Source organism: Bradyrhizobium sp. USDA 4461 (assembly GCF_054055655.1).
Window position 1 is genome coordinate 3,785,877 of sequence record NZ_JBSRXM010000001.1, and the last position, 18,925, is coordinate 3,804,801.

The 18,925-nt window shown below is 60.9% G+C and carries 18 protein-coding genes; all 18 read left to right on the forward strand.

Going from position 1 to position 18,925, the window contains the following annotated elements; all coding sequences use genetic code 11:
• The first annotated feature begins 6 nt into the window (after positions 1-6).
• Positions 7-297, forward strand: a complete 291-nt coding sequence (locus ACVINW_RS17715) for a HypC/HybG/HupF family hydrogenase formation chaperone (protein WP_456752490.1) — start codon at positions 7-9, stop codon at positions 295-297.
• A gap of 196 nt (positions 298-493) precedes the next feature.
• Entirely contained in the window at positions 494-940 is a 447-nt protein-coding gene (locus ACVINW_RS17720; RefSeq protein WP_456752491.1) for a hypothetical protein, read from the forward strand.
• Positions 937-1,800 carry a hydrogenase expression/formation protein gene (locus ACVINW_RS17725; protein ID WP_456752492.1) on the forward strand — a complete coding sequence of 288 codons (864 nt, stop codon included), beginning with the start codon at positions 937-939 and terminating at the stop codon, positions 1,798-1,800. Before ACVINW_RS17720 ends, ACVINW_RS17725 begins: the two co-directional genes overlap by 4 nt.
• Positions 1,801-2,201: 401 nt before the next feature.
• The gene (locus tag ACVINW_RS17730) at positions 2,202-2,519 is read left to right on the forward strand and encodes a hypothetical protein (protein WP_456752493.1); all 318 of its coding nucleotides are present in this window, start codon (positions 2,202-2,204) and stop codon (positions 2,517-2,519) included.
• The gene (locus ACVINW_RS17735) at positions 2,516-3,607 is read left to right on the forward strand and encodes a hypothetical protein (protein WP_456752494.1); all 1,092 of its coding nucleotides are present in this window, start codon (positions 2,516-2,518) and stop codon (positions 3,605-3,607) included. The genes ACVINW_RS17730 and ACVINW_RS17735 overlap by 4 nt, the downstream gene beginning before the upstream one ends.
• On the forward strand, positions 3,600-3,941 hold the full coding sequence (hypA, locus tag ACVINW_RS17740) for a hydrogenase maturation nickel metallochaperone HypA (protein WP_456752495.1): 342 nt from the start codon (positions 3,600-3,602) through the stop codon (positions 3,939-3,941). Before ACVINW_RS17735 ends, hypA begins: the two co-directional genes overlap by 8 nt.
• Entirely contained in the window at positions 3,941-4,900 is a 960-nt protein-coding gene (gene hypB, locus ACVINW_RS17745) for a hydrogenase nickel incorporation protein HypB (protein ID WP_456752496.1), read from the forward strand. Before hypA ends, hypB begins: the two co-directional genes overlap by 1 nt.
• A complete protein-coding gene (hypF, locus tag ACVINW_RS17750; protein WP_456752497.1) occupies positions 4,897-7,152 on the forward strand; it encodes a carbamoyltransferase HypF in 2,256 nt (751 codons plus the stop codon). Before hypB ends, hypF begins: the two co-directional genes overlap by 4 nt.
• Position 7,153: 1 nt before the next feature.
• Positions 7,154-7,390 (forward strand): HypC/HybG/HupF family hydrogenase formation chaperone, encoded by a 237-nt coding sequence (locus ACVINW_RS17755; protein ID WP_456752498.1) that lies wholly within the window; start codon positions 7,154-7,156, stop codon positions 7,388-7,390.
• Positions 7,387-8,529, forward strand: coding sequence for a hydrogenase formation protein HypD (gene hypD / locus ACVINW_RS17760; RefSeq protein ID WP_456752499.1), 1,143 nt, complete (start codon positions 7,387-7,389; stop codon positions 8,527-8,529). The genes ACVINW_RS17755 and hypD overlap by 4 nt, the downstream gene beginning before the upstream one ends.
• On the forward strand, positions 8,526-9,572 hold the full coding sequence (gene hypE / locus ACVINW_RS17765; RefSeq protein ID WP_456752500.1) for a hydrogenase expression/formation protein HypE: 1,047 nt from the start codon (positions 8,526-8,528) through the stop codon (positions 9,570-9,572). The genes hypD and hypE overlap by 4 nt, the downstream gene beginning before the upstream one ends.
• Before the next feature lie 202 nt (positions 9,573-9,774).
• The gene (ald, locus tag ACVINW_RS17770) at positions 9,775-10,887 is read left to right on the forward strand and encodes an alanine dehydrogenase (RefSeq protein WP_456752501.1); all 1,113 of its coding nucleotides are present in this window, start codon (positions 9,775-9,777) and stop codon (positions 10,885-10,887) included.
• A gap of 721 nt (positions 10,888-11,608) precedes the next feature.
• Complete coding sequence (locus ACVINW_RS17775) at positions 11,609-11,803, forward strand: 4Fe-4S binding protein (RefSeq protein WP_057018034.1); 195 nt, start codon at positions 11,609-11,611, stop codon at positions 11,801-11,803.
• Positions 11,804-11,993: 190 nt separating this feature from the next.
• Complete coding sequence (gene sufB / locus ACVINW_RS17780) at positions 11,994-13,490, forward strand: Fe-S cluster assembly protein SufB (RefSeq protein ID WP_456752502.1); 1,497 nt, start codon at positions 11,994-11,996, stop codon at positions 13,488-13,490.
• 69 nt (positions 13,491-13,559) lie between these two features.
• Positions 13,560-14,312, forward strand: a complete 753-nt coding sequence (sufC, locus tag ACVINW_RS17785) for a Fe-S cluster assembly ATPase SufC (RefSeq protein ID WP_456752503.1) — start codon at positions 13,560-13,562, stop codon at positions 14,310-14,312.
• A gap of 19 nt (positions 14,313-14,331) precedes the next feature.
• On the forward strand, positions 14,332-15,651 hold the full coding sequence (sufD, locus tag ACVINW_RS17790; RefSeq protein WP_456752504.1) for a Fe-S cluster assembly protein SufD: 1,320 nt from the start codon (positions 14,332-14,334) through the stop codon (positions 15,649-15,651).
• Positions 15,651-16,898, forward strand: a complete 1,248-nt coding sequence (locus ACVINW_RS17795) for a cysteine desulfurase (protein WP_456752505.1) — start codon at positions 15,651-15,653, stop codon at positions 16,896-16,898. The genes sufD and ACVINW_RS17795 overlap by 1 nt, the downstream gene beginning before the upstream one ends.
• A 492-nt stretch (positions 16,899-17,390) precedes the next feature.
• Positions 17,391-18,893, forward strand: coding sequence for a nitrogenase molybdenum-iron protein alpha chain (nifD, locus tag ACVINW_RS17800; RefSeq protein ID WP_456752506.1), 1,503 nt, complete (start codon positions 17,391-17,393; stop codon positions 18,891-18,893).
• Positions 18,894-18,925: the final 32 nt, after the last annotated feature.

Here is an 18,925-nt window from a genome sequence, read left to right on the forward strand (position 1 = left end):
TTATTCATGTGCCTTGGCTTACCAATGACGATTGTCGAGACCGACGGCATCACGGCACTATGCGAGTATGGCGATGAAAGGCGGCGTGTCTCGGTCATGCTGATCTCCGGCGCGACGATCGGCGCCAAGGTGCTCGTCCATATCGACACAGCCGTTCGGCTCTTGGAGGAGGATGAAGCAAGCCGGATCTCGGAAGCACTCGGCGGGCTCGAGGCCATCCTCGACGGCGAGAACTGCGATCGCTTCTTTGCGGACTTGATTGGTCACGAGCCGCAATTGCCCGACCATCTACGCTAAACGCCGCGCGCGGACATCGCGTTGCCGGCCCTTGCTTACGAACCGATTTGCAGTTGTACGCAACCTTTACAGAACAAATGTCAGCGCTGACGGCGGCTGATCCGGTCGCGAATGCGGTCGCAGCGAGACGATGATTGGCATGTGCCTTGCTAATACCTCGCCGAGAAGAACCAGAAGATTGTCAGAAAGGCGTCTGATGAAGTGCCAGCCGGCTCAGCACGATCTGGCGCGGCCCGGTCTGTCCGAGGTGGAGAGAATGGGCGCCCATGATCAGGTCGCCGGGCAGGATCCCGGGAAGGGAGGCGTGGAGCTGCCGCCGGCAGCGGGCCCCTTATATTCAAGCTGGGCCATCCACGTCGCAACCGCGCTTTCTGAACGGATCAAGGCGCTCGGGCTGCCGATGCAATGGGTCGTAACCGCGCCTGGCGCCGGTGGCGCACCGGGCGGGCGGCTCGGCCAGCGTGGCCTGCCGAAGCCGATCGAATTCTCTCAGCGCGGTCCACTATGCCTGGTCGGTAAGAGTCGGGTCCGTTTGGTCAAGATCGCCCCCGTGTCGGCATCGATCGTACGACCACAAGCCGGTAGCGCCTGGATCGCCAATGGCATTGCCAGTCCGCACATTCACCGGAACGTCGCATCATGAAAACCGCCGCCCGAAACGGAGACGTAAGCGATGCGCCGGCGATGAGCGGGTTTCCTGGGGATGCGGAGAGTCTTGACGTCATCCATGGCAGGTCCACGGTTGTGGGGGGGCTCGTAGAGCGCGCTTGGCGCGATGGCGGCGAGCTTGCAAGAAACTGTCCGAATGCCATCGCTCTGTTATCGACCGCCGCTGCTGCCGCTCGCGGCCAGAAGAGCGACGCACGCACGCAACTGTATGGGCTCGCGGATCTCAGTGATCCCGAGCGTAAGCTGATTGCCGAAGTGCTCGGGGAAGGCGAGGTCGCCGGCTTCGTCGCGCTACCAGATGGCTCTCTGGCCGAAATCCAGGAGTCAGTGCTTGCGGGAATCTGGCGCGTGCGCATCGGGACGGAACCGGCGCACGAATACCTTGAGATCGGGGCGATCCCGCAGATCGTGCGACGCGCCGCAACAGACCTGACGTCGACCAATCTGGTGATCGGTGCGGCGCCGGACGGCGCAATGAACGTGTTGCCGGTTCTCGCCGAAATACGCGAGCGGGCCCGCGTCTGGCGGCATGGCATGCGCGCGCATGTCATCAATCTGACACTGCTGCCGATGAACGCCGTCGATCTGGCGTTTCTGCAGCAAAGCCTGGGCAACGGTCCGGTCCAACTTATCTTCCGCGGCTACGGCACATGCCGAGTGCAGGCGACCGGGATCCGCAATGTCTGGGCGGTCCAGTTCTTCAACTCTAAGGACACCATCATCCTCGACACGCTGGAGGTCGGCGGCGCGCCGATTGTCGCGTTGGCTGCCGACGAGGATTTTGAGGATTCTGCCGAACGTCTGCAGGAAATCATGAAAGCTTACGGCGCATGAAGAGCCTGGAGACTGTTTGGCGCCTGGTCGGTTCTCGCAGCCGGCGCGCGCGCAACGTGGCGTTAGCGGGATCGCGCGCGGCGACCGGAGAACGATGTCGACGCAGACCGCTGCGCGAGCGCGTTGCGCGCGAAAAATTAAAAGCTTCTTCGGCTTTCGTAGGTCCAAGGCCAGCTTCGTGTCGGCTGAAGGTGATGCTTGAGCCAGAACAGGACTTTCGCAGGTGCAAGCACCTCGATGTGTCGGCGTCTGACGAGATGCCGGTAGCAACCTATCGTGATACCGCCGATCGAGCCATACGCACGCGATCGGTCGTGAACGATCCGCGTCGAAAGTCGAAACGATCGGGTTTCGCACGCGCAGAAGGCAGGCACGATTGCGCAACGGGCGCGCCTTGGGCCATGAAGGTGGCCGTCTGCCTGGGTAACGGCGCTCGCCCGTGGCGCGCTGGGCAGAGTTCGCACCCCCGCTCAGTTCGATTCGGCGACATTGAAATTCTTTTCAGCGAAATCGGGTCATTGAGCTCGGGTACCTGTTGCTTCCTACACTCCGCGATTCCCGCACGCAAAGCCATGGGCGGCGGAATTGCCGAAGCAGCGGTCCGTGCCATGATGTGGTCGAACGATCGCCAAGTGCAGCATCATTTCCATGCATCACGTCTCTGTTTGATCGATGGCCTGCGTTTCTTGCGCGAGATGATGCCGGAGCGGCGCGTATGAGCCTTATCGCTCGCAACAAAATCGATATCACCATTTCGCTTGCTGCCGACGTCATAGCCGCGGTCGAGATCCTGCCGCGAGCCAGGCCGCCGCTGACGCGGTGGTTCGCCGCCAAACCGCCATCATCGTTGCTCAGGGCGCTGCCGCAGCTCTTCACCTTATGCGCGGCTGCGCAGCAAACCGCATTGCTGTCCGCGATCGAGGCGGCGCGTGACCAAGAGATCATCCTCGCGACAAAGCAGCGTCGTATGATCCTGGTCGTTGCCGAGCGCATCTCAGAATTGCTGCGGGCCCTCTTTGTCGGGCAGCCTATGCCGAACGTCAGTGCGGCGGCGATCCGGTCCCTTATCCGGGGATTGTCCGTGCTTGTCGGTAGCGCTCAGCCAGCTCGCGGCTCTGCTCGACGCGAAGCGATCGCGCAGATTGTTGCTGCGCTCGCTGCGCTTGGCATGCCGAATGAAGATGGTCTGCCGAGGCCCGGTAGCCCGTCCGCGCTTTGCATTGCCGCCCTTGACGAGGTCGACTTGAAATCCATGCGGATCGCGCACGCGTTCCTGTCCGTCGCCGACGACCGCAACATCATTGAACGGCTGCTCGGCGACGACCCGACATTTTGCCATTGTCCCGACCTTGGGGGGCGTGCGCCCGAGACGGGTCCATGGGCGCGCCAAATGACGCGTGACCGGCTCTGGTTGGGTCGCTCGGGTGCGGTCGAGCGGCTGAAGGCCAGAATTGCAGAAATCGTTCGGCTATGCGAATGGCTCAAGTCCGGTGCTCATATCGACGCAGCGGAGCCTGGGATCATCGAAAGCTACAGGTTAGGTCCTAGACGCGCAGCGGCCGCGGTCGAATGCGCCAGGGGGAGGCTTTATCACGCGGTTGAGCTTGATCCTCGGGGCCAGATATACCGCTTCGAATTTCTTGCTCCGACGGAATGGAATTTCCATAGGCGCGGACCGCTTGTTCGGAATCTGCTGGGCGCGGAGCTGACGGCGAGACGGCATCGGAAAGCGGTTCGCGCGGTGATCGAATCGCTCGATCCCTGCGTCGGATTCACGCTCAAGTTTCGCAAAGTTGACGATGCATGAAATGGCGCTTTGTCAGAGCATCATCGAAATCGTCGAGGAAGAAGCGCATCGCCGATCGGTTTCGGTGGTGCGGAGCATCTGTCTGGAGATCGGGGCCTTGAGCCATGTCGCACCGCAAGCGATCAGGTTCTGTTTTGCCGTCGTCGCAATGCGGACCATTGCCGAGGGCACGGCTCTTAGAATCATAGAACGTCCCGGCGAGGCCTGGTGCATGAGCTGTTCGAAGAGCGTCGAGATTGCGCGGCGCGATGAAGGTTGCCCTTGTTGCGGCAGCTATCAGTTGCAGGTCACCGCAGGCGAAGAGATGCGAGTGAAAGAGCTGGAGATCGACTGATGTGTGGCGTATGCGGCTGCAGCGAAGGAACTCCTTCGACCGAGCCCTCCAAACCGCATGATGCGCAAGGCCGCGCTCGCTGCGATCCTCGTGTGCAGGACGATCGCGGTCGCCATGACGCGCATCTGCATGACGGCCAGGACCTACAGGATTCAAACCATGCACGCCGTAGCCATGATCACGATCATCATCCTGGCCGTCGGAAGGCGGACGTTGGGCAGGCGCTTCCCGGCGGCAGCGCCGGCCCGGCTGGCTTGAAGGTCGCGGGCATGAGCCGCGAGCGGGTGATTCAGATCGGGCGCGACATCCTTGGCAAGAACGACGGGATCGCGGCGGATAACCGCGCGCTCTTCGCGGCCGACGAGCTCCTCGTGTTCAATCTCGTGTCCAGTCCCGGTGCAGGCAAGACCTCGCTACTGGTCCGCGCCGTGTCCGAGCTCAAGCGCAGCCGTCCGATCGGGGTCATCGAAGGCGACCAGCAGACCTCGAACGATGCCGAACGCATTCGCGCGACCGGCGTGCCAGCCATTCAAATCAATACCGGAAAGGGTTGTCATCTTGATGCTGCTATGATTGGCGAGGCTTATCGCCGCCTGCCGCCGCTCGTATGCGGTATCCTCTTCATCGAGAACGTCGGTAACCTGGTCTGTCCCGCGGCCTTCGATCTTGGCGAGGCCTGCAAGATCGTCGTGTTGTCGACCGCCGAGGGTGAAGACAAGCCGCTCAAATATCCGGATATGTTTGTCGCTTCTTCACTCATGCTGATCAACAAGGTTGATCTGGCGCCGCTGCTTGAATTCGATTTGGGCAAGACCATCGAATATGCAAGACGCGTCAATCCGAAAATCGAAGTACTCACGGTTTCGGCGCGGACCGGCGAGGGTTTTGGCAGGCTCTATGCCTGGATCGATAAGCAGGCAGCGCATCAGAGGCGCGCCTTGGAGCACACGAGGCGATGAGCGTCGCCACCTGTGACCGAACACGGCTGCGCGTGCGCGTGAGCGGGGCCGTGCAAGGGGTCGGCTTTCGCCCCTACGTTTATGGCCTCGCCACGCGGTACGGATTAGCGGGGTTTGTCGTCAATAACTCCGAAGGCGTCACCATCGAAGTCGAGGGTCGCCGCGCGCCCGAGTTTGTCGCCGCTTTGCCGCTCGAACCGCCTCCACTGGCACGCATCGACCACATCCGCGTTCAGCAGACCGGGGCGCTCGCGGCAGAAGGCTTTTCGATCGGCACGAGCGAAGGTGGCAAGTCATCAGCGCGGATCGTCGCCGATGCCGCGACCTGCCAGCAATGCCTCAGTGAGCTGTTCGATCCGGAAGATCGCCATTACCTTTATCCCTTCGTCAGCTGTTCCCATTGCGGTCCGCGCTACACGATCGCCGAACAGCTTCCGTACGATCGCCACAACACGGTCATGAAAGCTTTCAGACCGTGCGCTGCCTGCGCGACCGAATATGCCGATCCATCGAGCCGCAGGTTTCATGCGGAGGCGATCGCGTGTCCGACATGCGGTCCTCGGCTCAGCCATGCGATCCACACCATTGTCGGGGCGATCGCCGGCGGCCAAATCGTGGCCATAAAAGGGCTCGGCGGATATCAACTGCTCTGCGATGCACGCAACCAGGATGCCGTGCAGCGTTTGCGCAGCAGAAAGCAGCGCCTTCAGAAGCCGTTCGCGGTCATGATCGGTTCCACAGAACTGGTCAACGAAATCGCGGAAGCGAATGGGGCAGAGCTTGCGCTGCTCGAATCCGTAGCACGTCCCGTTGTCCTTCTGCCTTCGCGCAACAATCTGGCGCCCGCCATAGCTCCTGGCTTGTCGCGCGTTGGTGTCATGCTGCCGGTCGTGCCACTGCATCACCTCATCTTTCATGCGCTTCGCGCGACAGCGGCGTGCCTTGCGGGGCCGGACCCGGTCATCGTCGCGACCAGCGCCAATTCTTGCGGCGAACCGCTCGTGATCGACAACGCGCAGGCGCTGCGGCGGCTCGAAGGGATTGCGGACCTTGTCGTGACCCATGATCGCGATATCCTGACACGTGCCGATGACTCCGTGCTGTCGGTGGTGGCCGGCCGCACCCAATTCGTACGCCGCGCACGTGGCTATGTCCCCGAACCGATCCGGCTTGCGAGGTCTGTGCCGGTCGTGCTCGCCGTCGGCGGTGCGCTGAAATCGACCGTCACCGTCACGCGGGGCAACGAAGCCTTCGTCTCCCAGCACATAGGCGATCTCGATACGGCAGAAGGCATCCGTGTGTTCGAGGAGACGATCCGGCACCTCATATCGACCCTTGATGTGGAGCCGGTCGCCATCGCCCATGATCTGCATCCCAATATGGCGTCGACCCGCTTTGCGGAAGCAAGCGGCCGGGCCCTTGTCGCCGTTCAGCATCACCACGCCCACGCTGCCGCCGTCATCGCTGAGCATGGCCATGCCGGACCCGCGCTTGCCCTGGTGCTCGACGGTCATGGCTTCGGCTCCGACGGCGGAAACTGGGGTGGCGAGCTGTTGTTGTGCCAAGGAACAAGGTGTCGACGCATCGGGCATCTCGCGCCCCTGCAAATGCCTGGCGGAGAGCGGGCCGCGCGCGAGCCGTGGCGTATGGCAAGTGCAATATTGCAGACGCTCGGTCGGAGTAACGAAATCGGGTATCGCTTTGCTGCGCAGCGGCAGGCTGAGCGCATGTCGGCATTGCTCGATCAGCCGGGTGGGGCCACCACGACCAGCGCGGGCCGGTTGTTCGATGCCGCGGCGGCGCTGCTGGGGGTCGCATGTGTGCAGAGTTATGAGGGCGAAGCCGCGATGAAGCTCGAGGCGTTGGTGCGGCGAACTGCGATTTTCCATGCCGGCTGGACTATCGACCGCGGCGTGCTATCGCTTCGTCCGCTATTTGCGCGGTTGATTGCAGACAAGATCGAAGCAGCGGATGGAGCCGGGCTGTTTCATGGCACCTTTGCCGCCGCTTGCATTGACTGGGTCAGGCGCTCTGCACGGAAAACAGGCGTCAAGACCATCGTTCTCAGCGGCGGCTGCTTTCTGAACGCGGTGCTGGCGGATGAAATTGAGCGCGGTTGCCGCAGCGCAGGCCTCACCCCTTTGGTGCCACGACAGCTGCCGCCCAACGACGGAGGTTTGAGCCTCGGCCAGGCCTGGATTGCCGCTCTGCAGATCATTGAACGGTCTGCAGCCCTGGAAGGAGTAGCCTGATATGTGTCTTTCGGTCCCGGCGATGATATCGAAAATTCTTCCCGACGATATGGCGATCGTGTCACTCGATGGGGTCAGCCTGGAAATATCGATCGCTCTCATCGAGGAGCTCGACGTCGGCGACAGCGTTCTCGTCCATGTCGGTTATGCGCTTTCCAAGATCGACCCGGCCGAAGCCAAGCGCACGTTGGAGCTCCTGCATGAGTTGGGCAGTGCAGGGCAGGAACCTCGACCATGAAGTATGCCGACGAATTTCGTGACAAGACCATCGCACAGGGACTAGCGCGGGCGATTGGCGCCGAAGCCGGCGCGCGACGGGCTTACAGGTTCATGGAATTCTGCGGCGGACACACTCATGCGATCTCCCGCTACGGCCTCGAGGATTTGCTGCCCGCGAACATTCGAATGATCCACGGGCCCGGCTGTCCCGTCTGCGTTCTGCCCGCCAGCCGGATTGACATGGCAATCCGGCTCGTCGAGCGGCCAGAGGTCACTCTGTGCGTCTATGGCGACCTGATGCGCGTGCCCGGGTCGCGGGGGCAGTCCCTGATGCGAGCCAAAGCGCTCGGCGCAGACATTCGGATGGTCTATTCGACGCTCGACGCTATCCGGCTCGCCGAACAGGTGCCAAGCCGGGAGGTGGTCTTCTTTGCCATCGGATTTGAGACCACGACGCCGCCGACCGCGGTGATGATCCGGACGGCCGAAAGGAAGCGCCTGAGGGGCATTAGCGTGTTCTGCAACCATGTGCTTACGCCCTCCGCGATGCACAGCATTCTCGATAATCCGAAGATGCGCAATATCGGTGGGGTCGGAATCGACGGCTTTGTTGGTCCTGCACATGTCAGCACGATCATCGGTACGCAGCCTTACGAGCCCCTGGCGGAGCAATTCGGCAAGCCGATCGTGATCGCGGGATTTGAGCCGCTCGACGTGATGCAGGCGATCCTGATGCTGGTGCGGCAGGTAAACGAAGGCCGCTACGAGGTAGAGAACCAATACAGCCGCGCGGTGACGCGCCAAGGCAATCGACGCGCCAAGGACGAGGTCTCGCAGGTATTCGAATTGCGTGAGCAGTTCGAATGGCGTGGGCTTGGGCTCGTCCCCAACAGTGGGCTGAGGTTGAAGCGGGCTTACGCGGGATTTGACGCCGAGGCGCGCTTTGCGATGCACGAGCTGCGTGTCGCCGACAATCCGGCATGCGAGTGTTGCGCGATCCTGCGCGGCGCCAAGAGGCCGGTCGATTGCAAGCTGTTTGGAACCGTCTGCACGCCGGAAACACCTATCGGGTCCTGCATGGTTTCCGCGGAAGGCGCTTGTGCCGCGTATTGGACCTATGGCCGAGTTCGCGATGATCAGGCGAGGCGGATGTCATGAGCGTAAAGGCCTATCATGACAGGCTCGACGTCGAGAACGGACGCGTTGATCTTTCCCACGGATCCGGGGGCCGTGCCATGGCGCAGCTGATCTCCGGCGTTTTTCACCAAGCCTTCGGTAATGAATGGCTTGCCCGAGGCGACGATCAGGCGGCGTTCGATATCGAGGCAGGCAGGATGGTGATGACGACCGACGGCTATGTCGTTTCGCCGCTGTTCTTTCCTGGAGGCAATATCGGGTCGCTGGCGGTGCACGGCACGATCAATGATGTCGTGATGGCCGGGGCGCGTCCGCTCTATCTATCGGCCAGCTTCATCATCGAAGAGGGGTTCCGGTTTTCGGATCTAAGGACGATTGCGCAGTCGATGGGCGCGGCGGCGCGCGACGCCGGCGTTTACATCATCACTGGAGATACCAAGGTCGTCGAACGCGGAAAGGCGGACGGTCTGTTCATCTCTACGACTGGCATCGGGTTTCTGGCCGATGGCCTCGATCTCTCAGCCGACAAGGCAAGGATCGGGGACCGCGTGCTGGTGTCCGGCAGTCTCGGCGACCATGGGGTGGCGATCATGTCAACACGCCAGAACACCGCTCTTCGAGCAGAGATCATCTCGGATTCCGCATCGCTGCATGACCTGGTGGCTGTCATGATGGCGGCCGGTGGGCGCGGCATCCGGGTGATGCGTGACCCCACGAGGGGCGGACTGGCCGCCACCCTCAACGAGATCGCGCATCAATCGGCCCTCGGGTTTCGCCTGCAGGAAGCGGCCATTCCCGTAAAGCCCGCCGTTGCGGCCACCTGCGAGCTTCTTGGGCTCGATCCGATCCATGTTGCCAACGAGGGCAAGCTCGTTGCGATCGTCGCGCCTGACCTGGCCGACGCCGTGCTTGCAGCCATGAAGGCGCATCCGCTGGGGTGCGATGCCGCCGATATTGGCGAGGCGGTCGCTGACGATCACAGATTTGTGCAAATGGCGACCAGCTTCGGCGGCGGACGAATCGTCGACTGGTTGTCGGGCGAACAATTGCCTCGGATCTGTTGAACACGCCACCCATTTGCGGCGAGCATGCGGGAATGGTGGCTAAGCTCAGTGAGCAGGTCATTCAATCCGCTTCGCATCTGTGCGTTCGAAATCCTGCGTCGCTGGCGAAAGATCGCTGAATTCCTGCGCCATATACGCGCCTGGATCGCAATATCGCTGCGCTCTTCCGATTAAAAAGCGCCTCTAGGCAGGGAGTTTTCAAATGAAGGTCGGGGTTCCAAAGGAAATCAAGGCGCACGAATATCGCGTGGGCCTTACCCCTGGAGCCGTCCGCGAATACGTGGCCGCGGGCCACCGGGTGATGATCGAGACCAATGCCGGCGCCGGCATTGGTGCAAGCGATGACGATTATCACGCCGCCGGCGCGACGATCCTGGCTTCTGCAGGCGAGGTATTCGCATCGAGCGAGATGATCGTAAAGGTTAAGGAGCCTCAGCCGTCGGAATGGAGCCAGCTGCGGGAGGGCCAGATCCTCTTCACTTACCTGCATCTGGCGCCAGACCCGGAGCAGGCCAAGGGACTCCTCAAATCTGGGTGCACCGCGATCGCCTATGAGACCGTAACCGATGCTCATGGTGGCCTTCCACTGTTGGCGCCGATGAGCGAGGTCGCGGGTAGGCTTGCGATCGAAGCGGCGGGTAGTGCGCTGAAGCGCAGTGCAGGCGGACGAGGGCTGTTGATTGGTGGAGTGCCCGGTGTTCAGCCAGCTCGGATCGTGGTGATCGGGGGAGGCGTCGTTGGCACGCACGCTGCACGCATGGCGGTCGGTTTGGGCGCAGAGGTCACCATCATCGACCGTTCGATACCCCGGCTGCGCGAGTTGGACGAGCTGTTCGAAGGTCACGTTCGCACCAGGTTTTCCACCCTCGAATCCGTAGAGGAGGAAGTATTTGCGGCCGATGTGGTAATTGGTGCAGTGCTCGTTCCAGGAGCGAGCGCACCAAAGCTGGTCCGCCGGAGCATGCTGAACTCAATGCGCAAGAGGGCGGTCATCGTGGATGTCGCTATCGATCAGGGCGGCTGCTTTGAGACATCGCACCCGACCACCCACGCCGATCCAACCTACGAGATGGATGGCATCATCCATTATTGCGTAGCCAATATGCCCGGCGCTGTGCCGTTGACCTCGAGCCAGGCACTGAACAACGCGACTCTGCCATTTGGCTTGGCTTTGGCCAACAACGGTTTTTCCGCCGTGCTCGAGAATCCGCATCTTCGCGCGGGCCTCAATGTCCATCGAGGCCGGCTCACTTACAAGGCGGTTGCCGAGAGCCTCGGGCTCCCCTTCTCTCCGATCGAACAGGCTGCGGCCTGATCCCAGAGGCCCCACACGGGCGTTTCCTCCCTGACTTGGGCCACCCTTCGGGGTGGCTTTTTTTTCGCTCCCTCAATCTGCAGAGCGCCGCTGGTATGTCCCTGGAACGCGGAGCGAAGGCCGATCGCGCTTGTCGTTCAATCGTCCCGCGTCATGCGAGACAAACCAGTTTCGTCCGATACAGGGCACATGAAGGCACGTCTGCGGGTAATCCGATAGGATTGAATAGTGTTTGCAACGGCGTGCCGGTGGGCCCGTGACATCAAAGCGACTTTTATCTGCTGTCTGCGCGATCGGCGTGACGTTTCTGGCCGTGCCGTGGAGATCGCTTCGGATTGGTGACGACTGCACCGGCTCTTCATCCTGGCGCGCTATCGCTAAATCAGCCGCCATCCGTCAGCAGAACCGATGATCGGCACAGGCGAACATGACGCAGGAGCAAACCACTCGGAGGAGACGGTGCCGATCTGTAGCTGCGCTACCGCGGCCATGAGAAAGAACAGCCGGTGGAGGGGGGCACCTCGTTGGCCGACCGCCGCCGGATCGACCTTGGGCTCAAGCTAAGGCGTCCTGCCGTCAGGCAGATTGTCGCATTTGCGACAACCGTTGAGGCGGCGACATGTGCTTTGGAAAATAACCGAGACAAATCAAGTCGAGGATCTTTGGCATAAGACTTGAACGCAAGAAACGGTCCCTCACTTTTGCTTATGGAATCGCAGTAATGCCCTACAAGATCATCGCGTCCCAGTGCACCGTGTGCGGCGCGTGTGAGTTCGAATGTCCCAACGCGGCGATCAGCCTGAAGAACGACATATATGTGATCAATCCGGCCCAGTGCACGCAATGCGAGGGGCATTTTGAGGCGCCGCAATGCGCTGTCGTTTGCCCAGTGCCCGACACCTGCGTGCCGGCATAAGAGACTAGCCGATGCGTGGCGCTCCGGCACGAGACAAGATGAAGACCCTGGCGAAGGCGGTGTCTATCTGGATCGGTCACCCGATTTTCTCACTCGCTGGCCAATTGGCTGTGACTTGCGCGATCAGCTCGGAGGGGGCGCGGGCGTACCGTCGTCGGCCGGAGTTGTTCGTGCGCGAGCGGAGGGGGCAATGGTAGCCGTGCCAGAGACGGTCGAGCGCGTCCGGCGCATCGACGTCGACCAGTATCGATATGGGTTTGAGACGCAGATCGAGTCCGACAAGGCCCCGAAGGGGCTGTCGGAAGACACCATCCGCTTCATCTCCGCAAAGAAGAATGAGCCGGCCTGGATGCTGGAATGGCGCCTGGAGGCGTATCGCCGCTGGCTGACCATGACCGAGCCGACCTGGGCGCGCGTCGACTATCCGAAGATCGACTACCAGGACATCTATTACTACGCGGCGCCGAAGCCGAAGAAGATGCTGTCCTCGATCGACGAGATCGATCCGGAAATCCTCAAGACTTACGAGAAGCTCGGCATCCCCCTGCGCGAGGTCGCCATCCTCGAGGGCGTCGAGCCGCCGCCGGGTGGACCGCAGACGCCGAACCGCAAGATCGCGGTCGACGCCGTGTTCGATTCGGTTTCGGTCGCGACCACCTTCCAGAAGGAGCTGAAGGCGGCCGGCGTGATCTTCATGCCGATCTCGGAGGCGATCCGCGAGCATCCCGAGCTGGTGCAGAAATATCTCGGCACCGTGGTGCCGACCTCGGACAACTACTTCGCGACGCTGAACTCGGCTGTGTTCTCCGACGGCTCGTTCGTCTACGTGCCGCCGGGCGTGCGCTGCCCGATGGAGCTGTCGACCTATTTCCGTATCAACGAGCGCAACACCGGCCAGTTCGAGCGCACGCTGATCATCGCCGACAAGGGCTCCTACGTCTCCTATCTCGAAGGCTGCACCGCGCCGCAGCGCGACGAGAACCAGCTGCACGCCGCGGTGGTCGAGCTCGTCACGCTCGATGACGCCGAGATCAAGTATTCGACGGTGCAGAACTGGTACCCCGGCAATTCCGAGGGCAAGGGCGGCATCTACAACTTCGTCACCAAGCGTGGCGACTGCCGCGGCCGGAATTCCAAGATCTCCTGGACCCAGGTCGAGACCGGTTCGGCGATCACCTGGAAATATCCGAGCTGCATCCTGCGCGGCGACAATTCGAGCGGCGAGTTCTACTCGATCGCGATCTCGAACGGCTTCCAGCAGGTCGATAGCGGCACCAAGATGATCCACCTCGGCAAGAACACGTCGAGCCGGATCATCTCCAAGGGCATCGCCGCCGGCAAGTCGCAGAACACCTATCGCGGCCTCGTCAGCGCGCACCGGAAAGCCACCGGCGCGCGCAACTACACCGCCTGCGACTCGCTCCTGATCGGCGACAAATGCGGCGCGCACACCGTGCCCTATGTCGAAGCCAAGAATTCCTCGGCGACGTTCGAGCATGAAGCGACAATGTCGAAGATCTCAGAGGATATCCTGTTCTTTTGCGCGCAAAGAGGCTTGAGCGAGCAACACGCCATTGGCCTCGTCGTCAACGGTTTCGCGAAGGACGTGCTGCAAAAACTGCCGATGGAATTCGCGGTGGAAGCGCAGAAGTTGATCTCGATATCGCTCGACGGATCCGTCGGATAATTAATCGTTCCGCGAGCCCTCCCGATTGCGGCTTGCGTTCCGGATCACGCATTTCAGGATCAGATCACAATGGCGCTACTTGAAGTCCGAGAGTTGCATGCCGGTATCGAGGGCTGCGAAATTCTTCGCGGCCTCGATCTTACGGTCAATGCGGGTGAAGTGCATGCGATCATGGGGCCGAACGGCTCCGGAAAGTCTACACTCAGCCACGTTATCTCCGGCAAACCCGGCTATCAGGTGATCGCGGGCCAAATCCTATTCAAGGATGACGACCTGCTCGCGATGGAAGCAGACGAGCGCGCCGCCAAGGGCGTATTTCTTGCCTTCCAATATCCGGTGGAAATCCCTGGCGTAACCACCATGAACTTCCTGCGCGCGGCGCTGAACGCCCAGCGCAAGGCGCGCGCACAAAAGGAATTCTCCACTCCCGATTTTATGAAGCGAGTCCGCGAGGTCGCCAAGTCGCTCAACATCCCCCAAGGCATGCTCAAGCGCGGCCTCAATGTCGGATTTTCCGGCGGTGAGAAGAAGCGCAACGAGATCCTGCAGATGGCGCTGTTCGAACCGAGCCTGTGCATCCTGGACGAGATCGATTCCGGCCTCGATATCGATGCACTGCGGATTGTCGCGGGCGGCATCAACGCTTTGCGTTCGCCGCAACGAGCGATGATCGTGATCACCCACTATCGGCGGCTTCTCGACTACATCGTGCCGGATGTCGTGCACGTGATGTCGAAGGGCCGGGTGGTGAAGAGCGGCGGCAAGGAACTGGCACTGGAGCTTGAGGCTTCTGGCTACGCCCAATTCGAGGACGTGGCGTGACGGCTCAAAGGGTATCCAGATGAATCAGGTTGTAGCCAAAACCGCCGTTGGGCGCGCAATGGACAATGTCTTCGCCGCGGCACATGGACGGCTGCCTGGCTCCGGGACCGTCGCTCATATCCGTGCAAGGGCATTCGAGGCCTACGAGCGCGCCGGCCTCCCGCATCGGCGCATCGAGGCCTGGAAATACACCGATCTGCGCGCCCTGATTGGCGAGGTCCTGCCGCTCGCTCCGCGACCGGATGCCGCGGCGCTGGTGCCCGCAGGGGCGTCAGTTCGGCGAGCGGCAGTCGAGCAGGCGGTCAAGCTCGTCTTGGTGGATGGCATATTCGCCCCGCAGCTATCCGATGTCGGCAGGCTGGAACATGGGATCGATGTGCGGTCGCTCCGAGAGGTCTTGGAGAATTCCGCGGACAGAGCTATGGCCGGTCTGATACTCTCGACGACGACTGATGCGATGATCTCGCTCAACGCGGCAATGGCGACCGATGGCTTGGTGATTACCATCGCCGAGGGCAAAGCGGTAAAGCGTCCGATACAGATCGTTCACGTCGCGACCGGATCGCGGGCGTCCAACTTCACGCGTTCCTATCTGCATCTCGGCCAAGGTGCAGATGTGGTCATCCTGGAAAGCTTCGTCTCGAACGAAGGCGCGAGTGGGTATCAAACGAACGATGCGACAATCGCCCTGATTGGTGATGAGGCGAGATTTTCGCATGTCCGACTAGCAGCCGACGCCGCTGACGCCGTGAATATCTCGTCGGGGATCATCGCGGTCGGTGCCAGGGCGAGGCTTGATCTCTTCAGCATGATCTGCGGCGGCTCGGTCAGTCGCTATCAGGGAGTCATCACACTAGCCGGCGAGGGATCCAAGCTCTCGGCGAACGGGATCAATCTCATCAGGCACAAGCAACACGTCGACACGACAATCGTCGTCGACCACGCCGCGCCACATTGCGCCAGCCGGGAGAAGTTCCGTGCGGTTATAGATGATTGCGGCCATTCGGTGTTCCAAGGCCGGATCGTCGTGCGCCCTGCCGCGCAGAAGACGGACGCCACGCTGACGACGCGAGCGCTGCTTCTGTCCGACGAGGCCGGCGCCGACAACAAGCCCGAACTTGAAATTCTGGCCGACGACGTGACTTGCGGCCACGGATCGACATCAGGTGCGCTGGACGGCACTCTCCTTTTTTATCTGCGCGCTCGCGGTCTATCCGAGAAGGAAGCGCAGGCGTTGCTGATCAGAGCATTCCTGGGTGAGGCGATTGAGGAGATCGGTGCCGAGGATCTGCGCGATTTTGTGACCGCGCAAGCTGAGCACTGGTTGCAAGCGCGGTGATGAGCGTGCATCCCGCGATGAACAAGGGCCGGTACGAGGTCGACCGTCTGCGTACGGACTTTCCTGCGCTGAGCATGACGGTTTATGGAAAACCGCTGGTCTATCTCGACAATGCCGCCTCGGCGCAGAAGCCCAAGGCGGTACTTGACCGTATGATGCAGGCGTACTCCAGCGAATATGCCAATGTGCACCGCGGTTTGCACTACCTCGCTAACGCGGCGACCGAGGCGTATGAAGATGCCCGTGCGAAGCTGGCGCGATTTGTAAACGCTCGCCTAAGCGAAGAGATCATCTTCACCCGTAGCGCCACAGAGGCAATCAATCTGGTCGCCCAGACCTTCGGCCGTGAACGCGTCACTCCAGGAGATGAGATCATTCTCTCGATGATGGAACACCATTCCAACATCGTGCCGTGGCACTTTCTCAGGGAACGGAACGGTGCAGTGATCAAATGGGCGCCAGTCGATGATGACGGCAACTTCCTGCTGGATGCATTCGAGCAGCTCCTGACGCGGCGCACCAAGATGGTTGCGATCACGCAGATGTCGAACGTGCTCGGGACCGTTGTGCCGGTAAAGGAGGTGGCGAAAATCGCACACGCGCGTGGTATCCCGGTGCTGATCGATGGTTCGCAAGGGGGCGTCCATCTGAATGTCGACGTCGGCGATATCGATTGCGATTTCTATGTGATGACGGGCCACAAACTCTATGGTCCGACCGGTATCGGAGTGCTTTACGGCAAGTCCGAGCATCTGGCGTTGATGCCACCCTTCAATGGCGGCGGCGAGATGATCCGTGAGGTGTCATGTGCCGGCGTCATCTATGGTGATCCGCCGCACCGGTTCGAGGCGGGTACGCCACCGATCGTGGAGGCGGTCGGTTTCGGGGCGGCTGTGGATTACATCAATTCAATAGGCAAGGAGCAGATTCGCGAGCACGAGAGTGCGTTGCTTGCCTACGCACGGCAGCAGCTGGGAGACATCAACTCCCTGCGCATGATCGGGACACCGGCCGAGAAGGGGCCAATTATCTCCTTTGATATGAAGGGGGCGCATGCGCATGATATTGCCACCGTGGTCGACCGCGCAGGTGTAGCGGTTCGGGCGGGGGCCCATTGCGCGATGCCGCTGCTCAAGCGCTTCGGCGTTCTGGCGACGTGCCGTGCATCCTTCGGCCTCTACAACACATACGAAGAGATTGATACGCTCGTGGCCGCGCTGATCAAGGCGCGCCGGCTATTGTCGTGAACCGGCGAGCTTGCCACGTCTAGGCGGCCGGGCAGCTTGCGTCGATCTCGGGAGCGATGACGTCATGCAAGAGGACGTCATCGTCATTGTTGAAGGTAAAGCTTCCGTAGTCTCTGCAACGTGGATGGTACTCGCAAGCCGGAAGCCGCTCAGCCCGCCTGTTGTCTGTGTTAGCGGCAGTCCCGGCGAGCGTGATCGCCAAGTACTGGAATCGGCGGCTGCGTCGTGCCTTCGAGAATTGTGCGACGCGAGTCCGCACATAGCCGGCACTTGTTCCATTTCGAACAGGGCTAACGAAGAAGTCTCCGTGCAAAACTGCGATGTCGCGTTCGCAACAACAATCCGCCCCACCGGGCGAAGCGCGCTAACCGCCTTTATTTACGTCGGTTTTTGCGCACGCGACAGGCTGGCATGCTCGTTGCAAAAGTCCTCGTTGCAAAAGTCTTGGACAGCAAGCCGCTCTCCAACAGCTAACCCTTGAAGGACATCAGCATGAGTCTCGCTACGACCCAGAGCATTGCGGAAATCAAGGCTCGCAACAAAGAGCTGATCGAGGAGGTGCTGAAAGTCTATCCGGAGAAGACCGCGAAGCGGCGTGCCAAGCACCTCAACGTTCACCAAGCGGGCAAGTCCGACTGCGGGGTCAAGTCCAACATCAAATCAATACCCGGTGTGATGACAATCAGAGGTTGTGCGTATGCGGGATCCAAGGGGGTGGTCTGGGGACCGATCAAGGACATGGTCCATATCAGCCATGGCCCGGTTGGCTGCGGCCAATATTCGTGGGGCTCGCGTCGTAACTATTACGTTGGCACGACGGGCGTCGATAGTTTCGTGACCCTGCAATTCACCTCCGACTTCCAGGAAAAGGACATCGTATTTGGTGGCGACAAGAAACTGATCAAAATCCTTGACGAAATCCAAGAGCTGTTTCCGCTCAACAACGGCATCACGATCCAATCGGAATGCCCGATCGGACTGATCGGGGACGACATCGAGGCCGTATCGAGAGCGAAATCCAAGGAATACGGCGGCAAGACCATCGTGCCCGTGCGCTGTGAGGGCTTTCGCGGCGTGTCGCAGTCGCTCGGCCACCACATTGCCAATGACGCGGTCCGCGATTGGATTTTCGACAAGCTCGAGCCCGACGCCAAACCAAAGTTCGAATCGACGCCCTACGATGTTGCCATCATCGGAGACTACAATATCGGTGGCGATGCCTGGTCATCGCGAATTCTGCTGGAGGAAATGGGCCTGAGGGTGATTGCGCAGTGGTCCGGCGACGGTTCGCTCGCCGAGCTCGAAGCGACGCCGAAGGCGAAGCTCAATATTCTGCACTGCTACCGTTCCATGAACTACATCTCCCGCCACATGGAAGAGAAGTTCGGCATTCCCTGGTGCGAGTATAACTTCTTCGGACCCTCAAAGATCGCGGAATCGCTGCGCAAGATTGCGGGCTATTTCGACGACAGGATCAAGGAAGGCGCCGAGCGGGTGATTGAAAAATACCAGCCGCTGGTGAACGCCGTGATCGGCAAATATCGCCCCCGCCTGGAGGGCAAGACGGTGATGTTGTACGTCGGCGGGCTTCGTCCGCGTCATGTGATCGGCGCGTACGAGGATCTCGGCATGGAAGTCGTGGGCACCGGATACGAGTTCGGCCACAACGACGACTATCAGCGCACCGCCCAGCATTACGTCAAGGACAGCACGCTCATCTACGACGACGTCAATGGCTATGAGTTCGAGCGCTTCGTCGAAAAGGTCCAGCCCGATCTGGTCGGATCGGGCATCAAGGAGAAATACGTTTTCCAAAAGATGGGTGTGCCGTTCCGGCAGATGCATTCCTGGGACTATTCTGGCCCATATCACGGCTATGACGGCTTTGCGATCTTCGCGCGGGACATGGACATGGCCGTCAACTCGCCGATCTGGAAGAAGATGAAGGCTCCCTGGAAGGAAGCTGCGAAGCCGAAGCTCTTGGCTGCAGAATAACCCGGACTTGGTTCCAGAGCAGAGCAATCAAT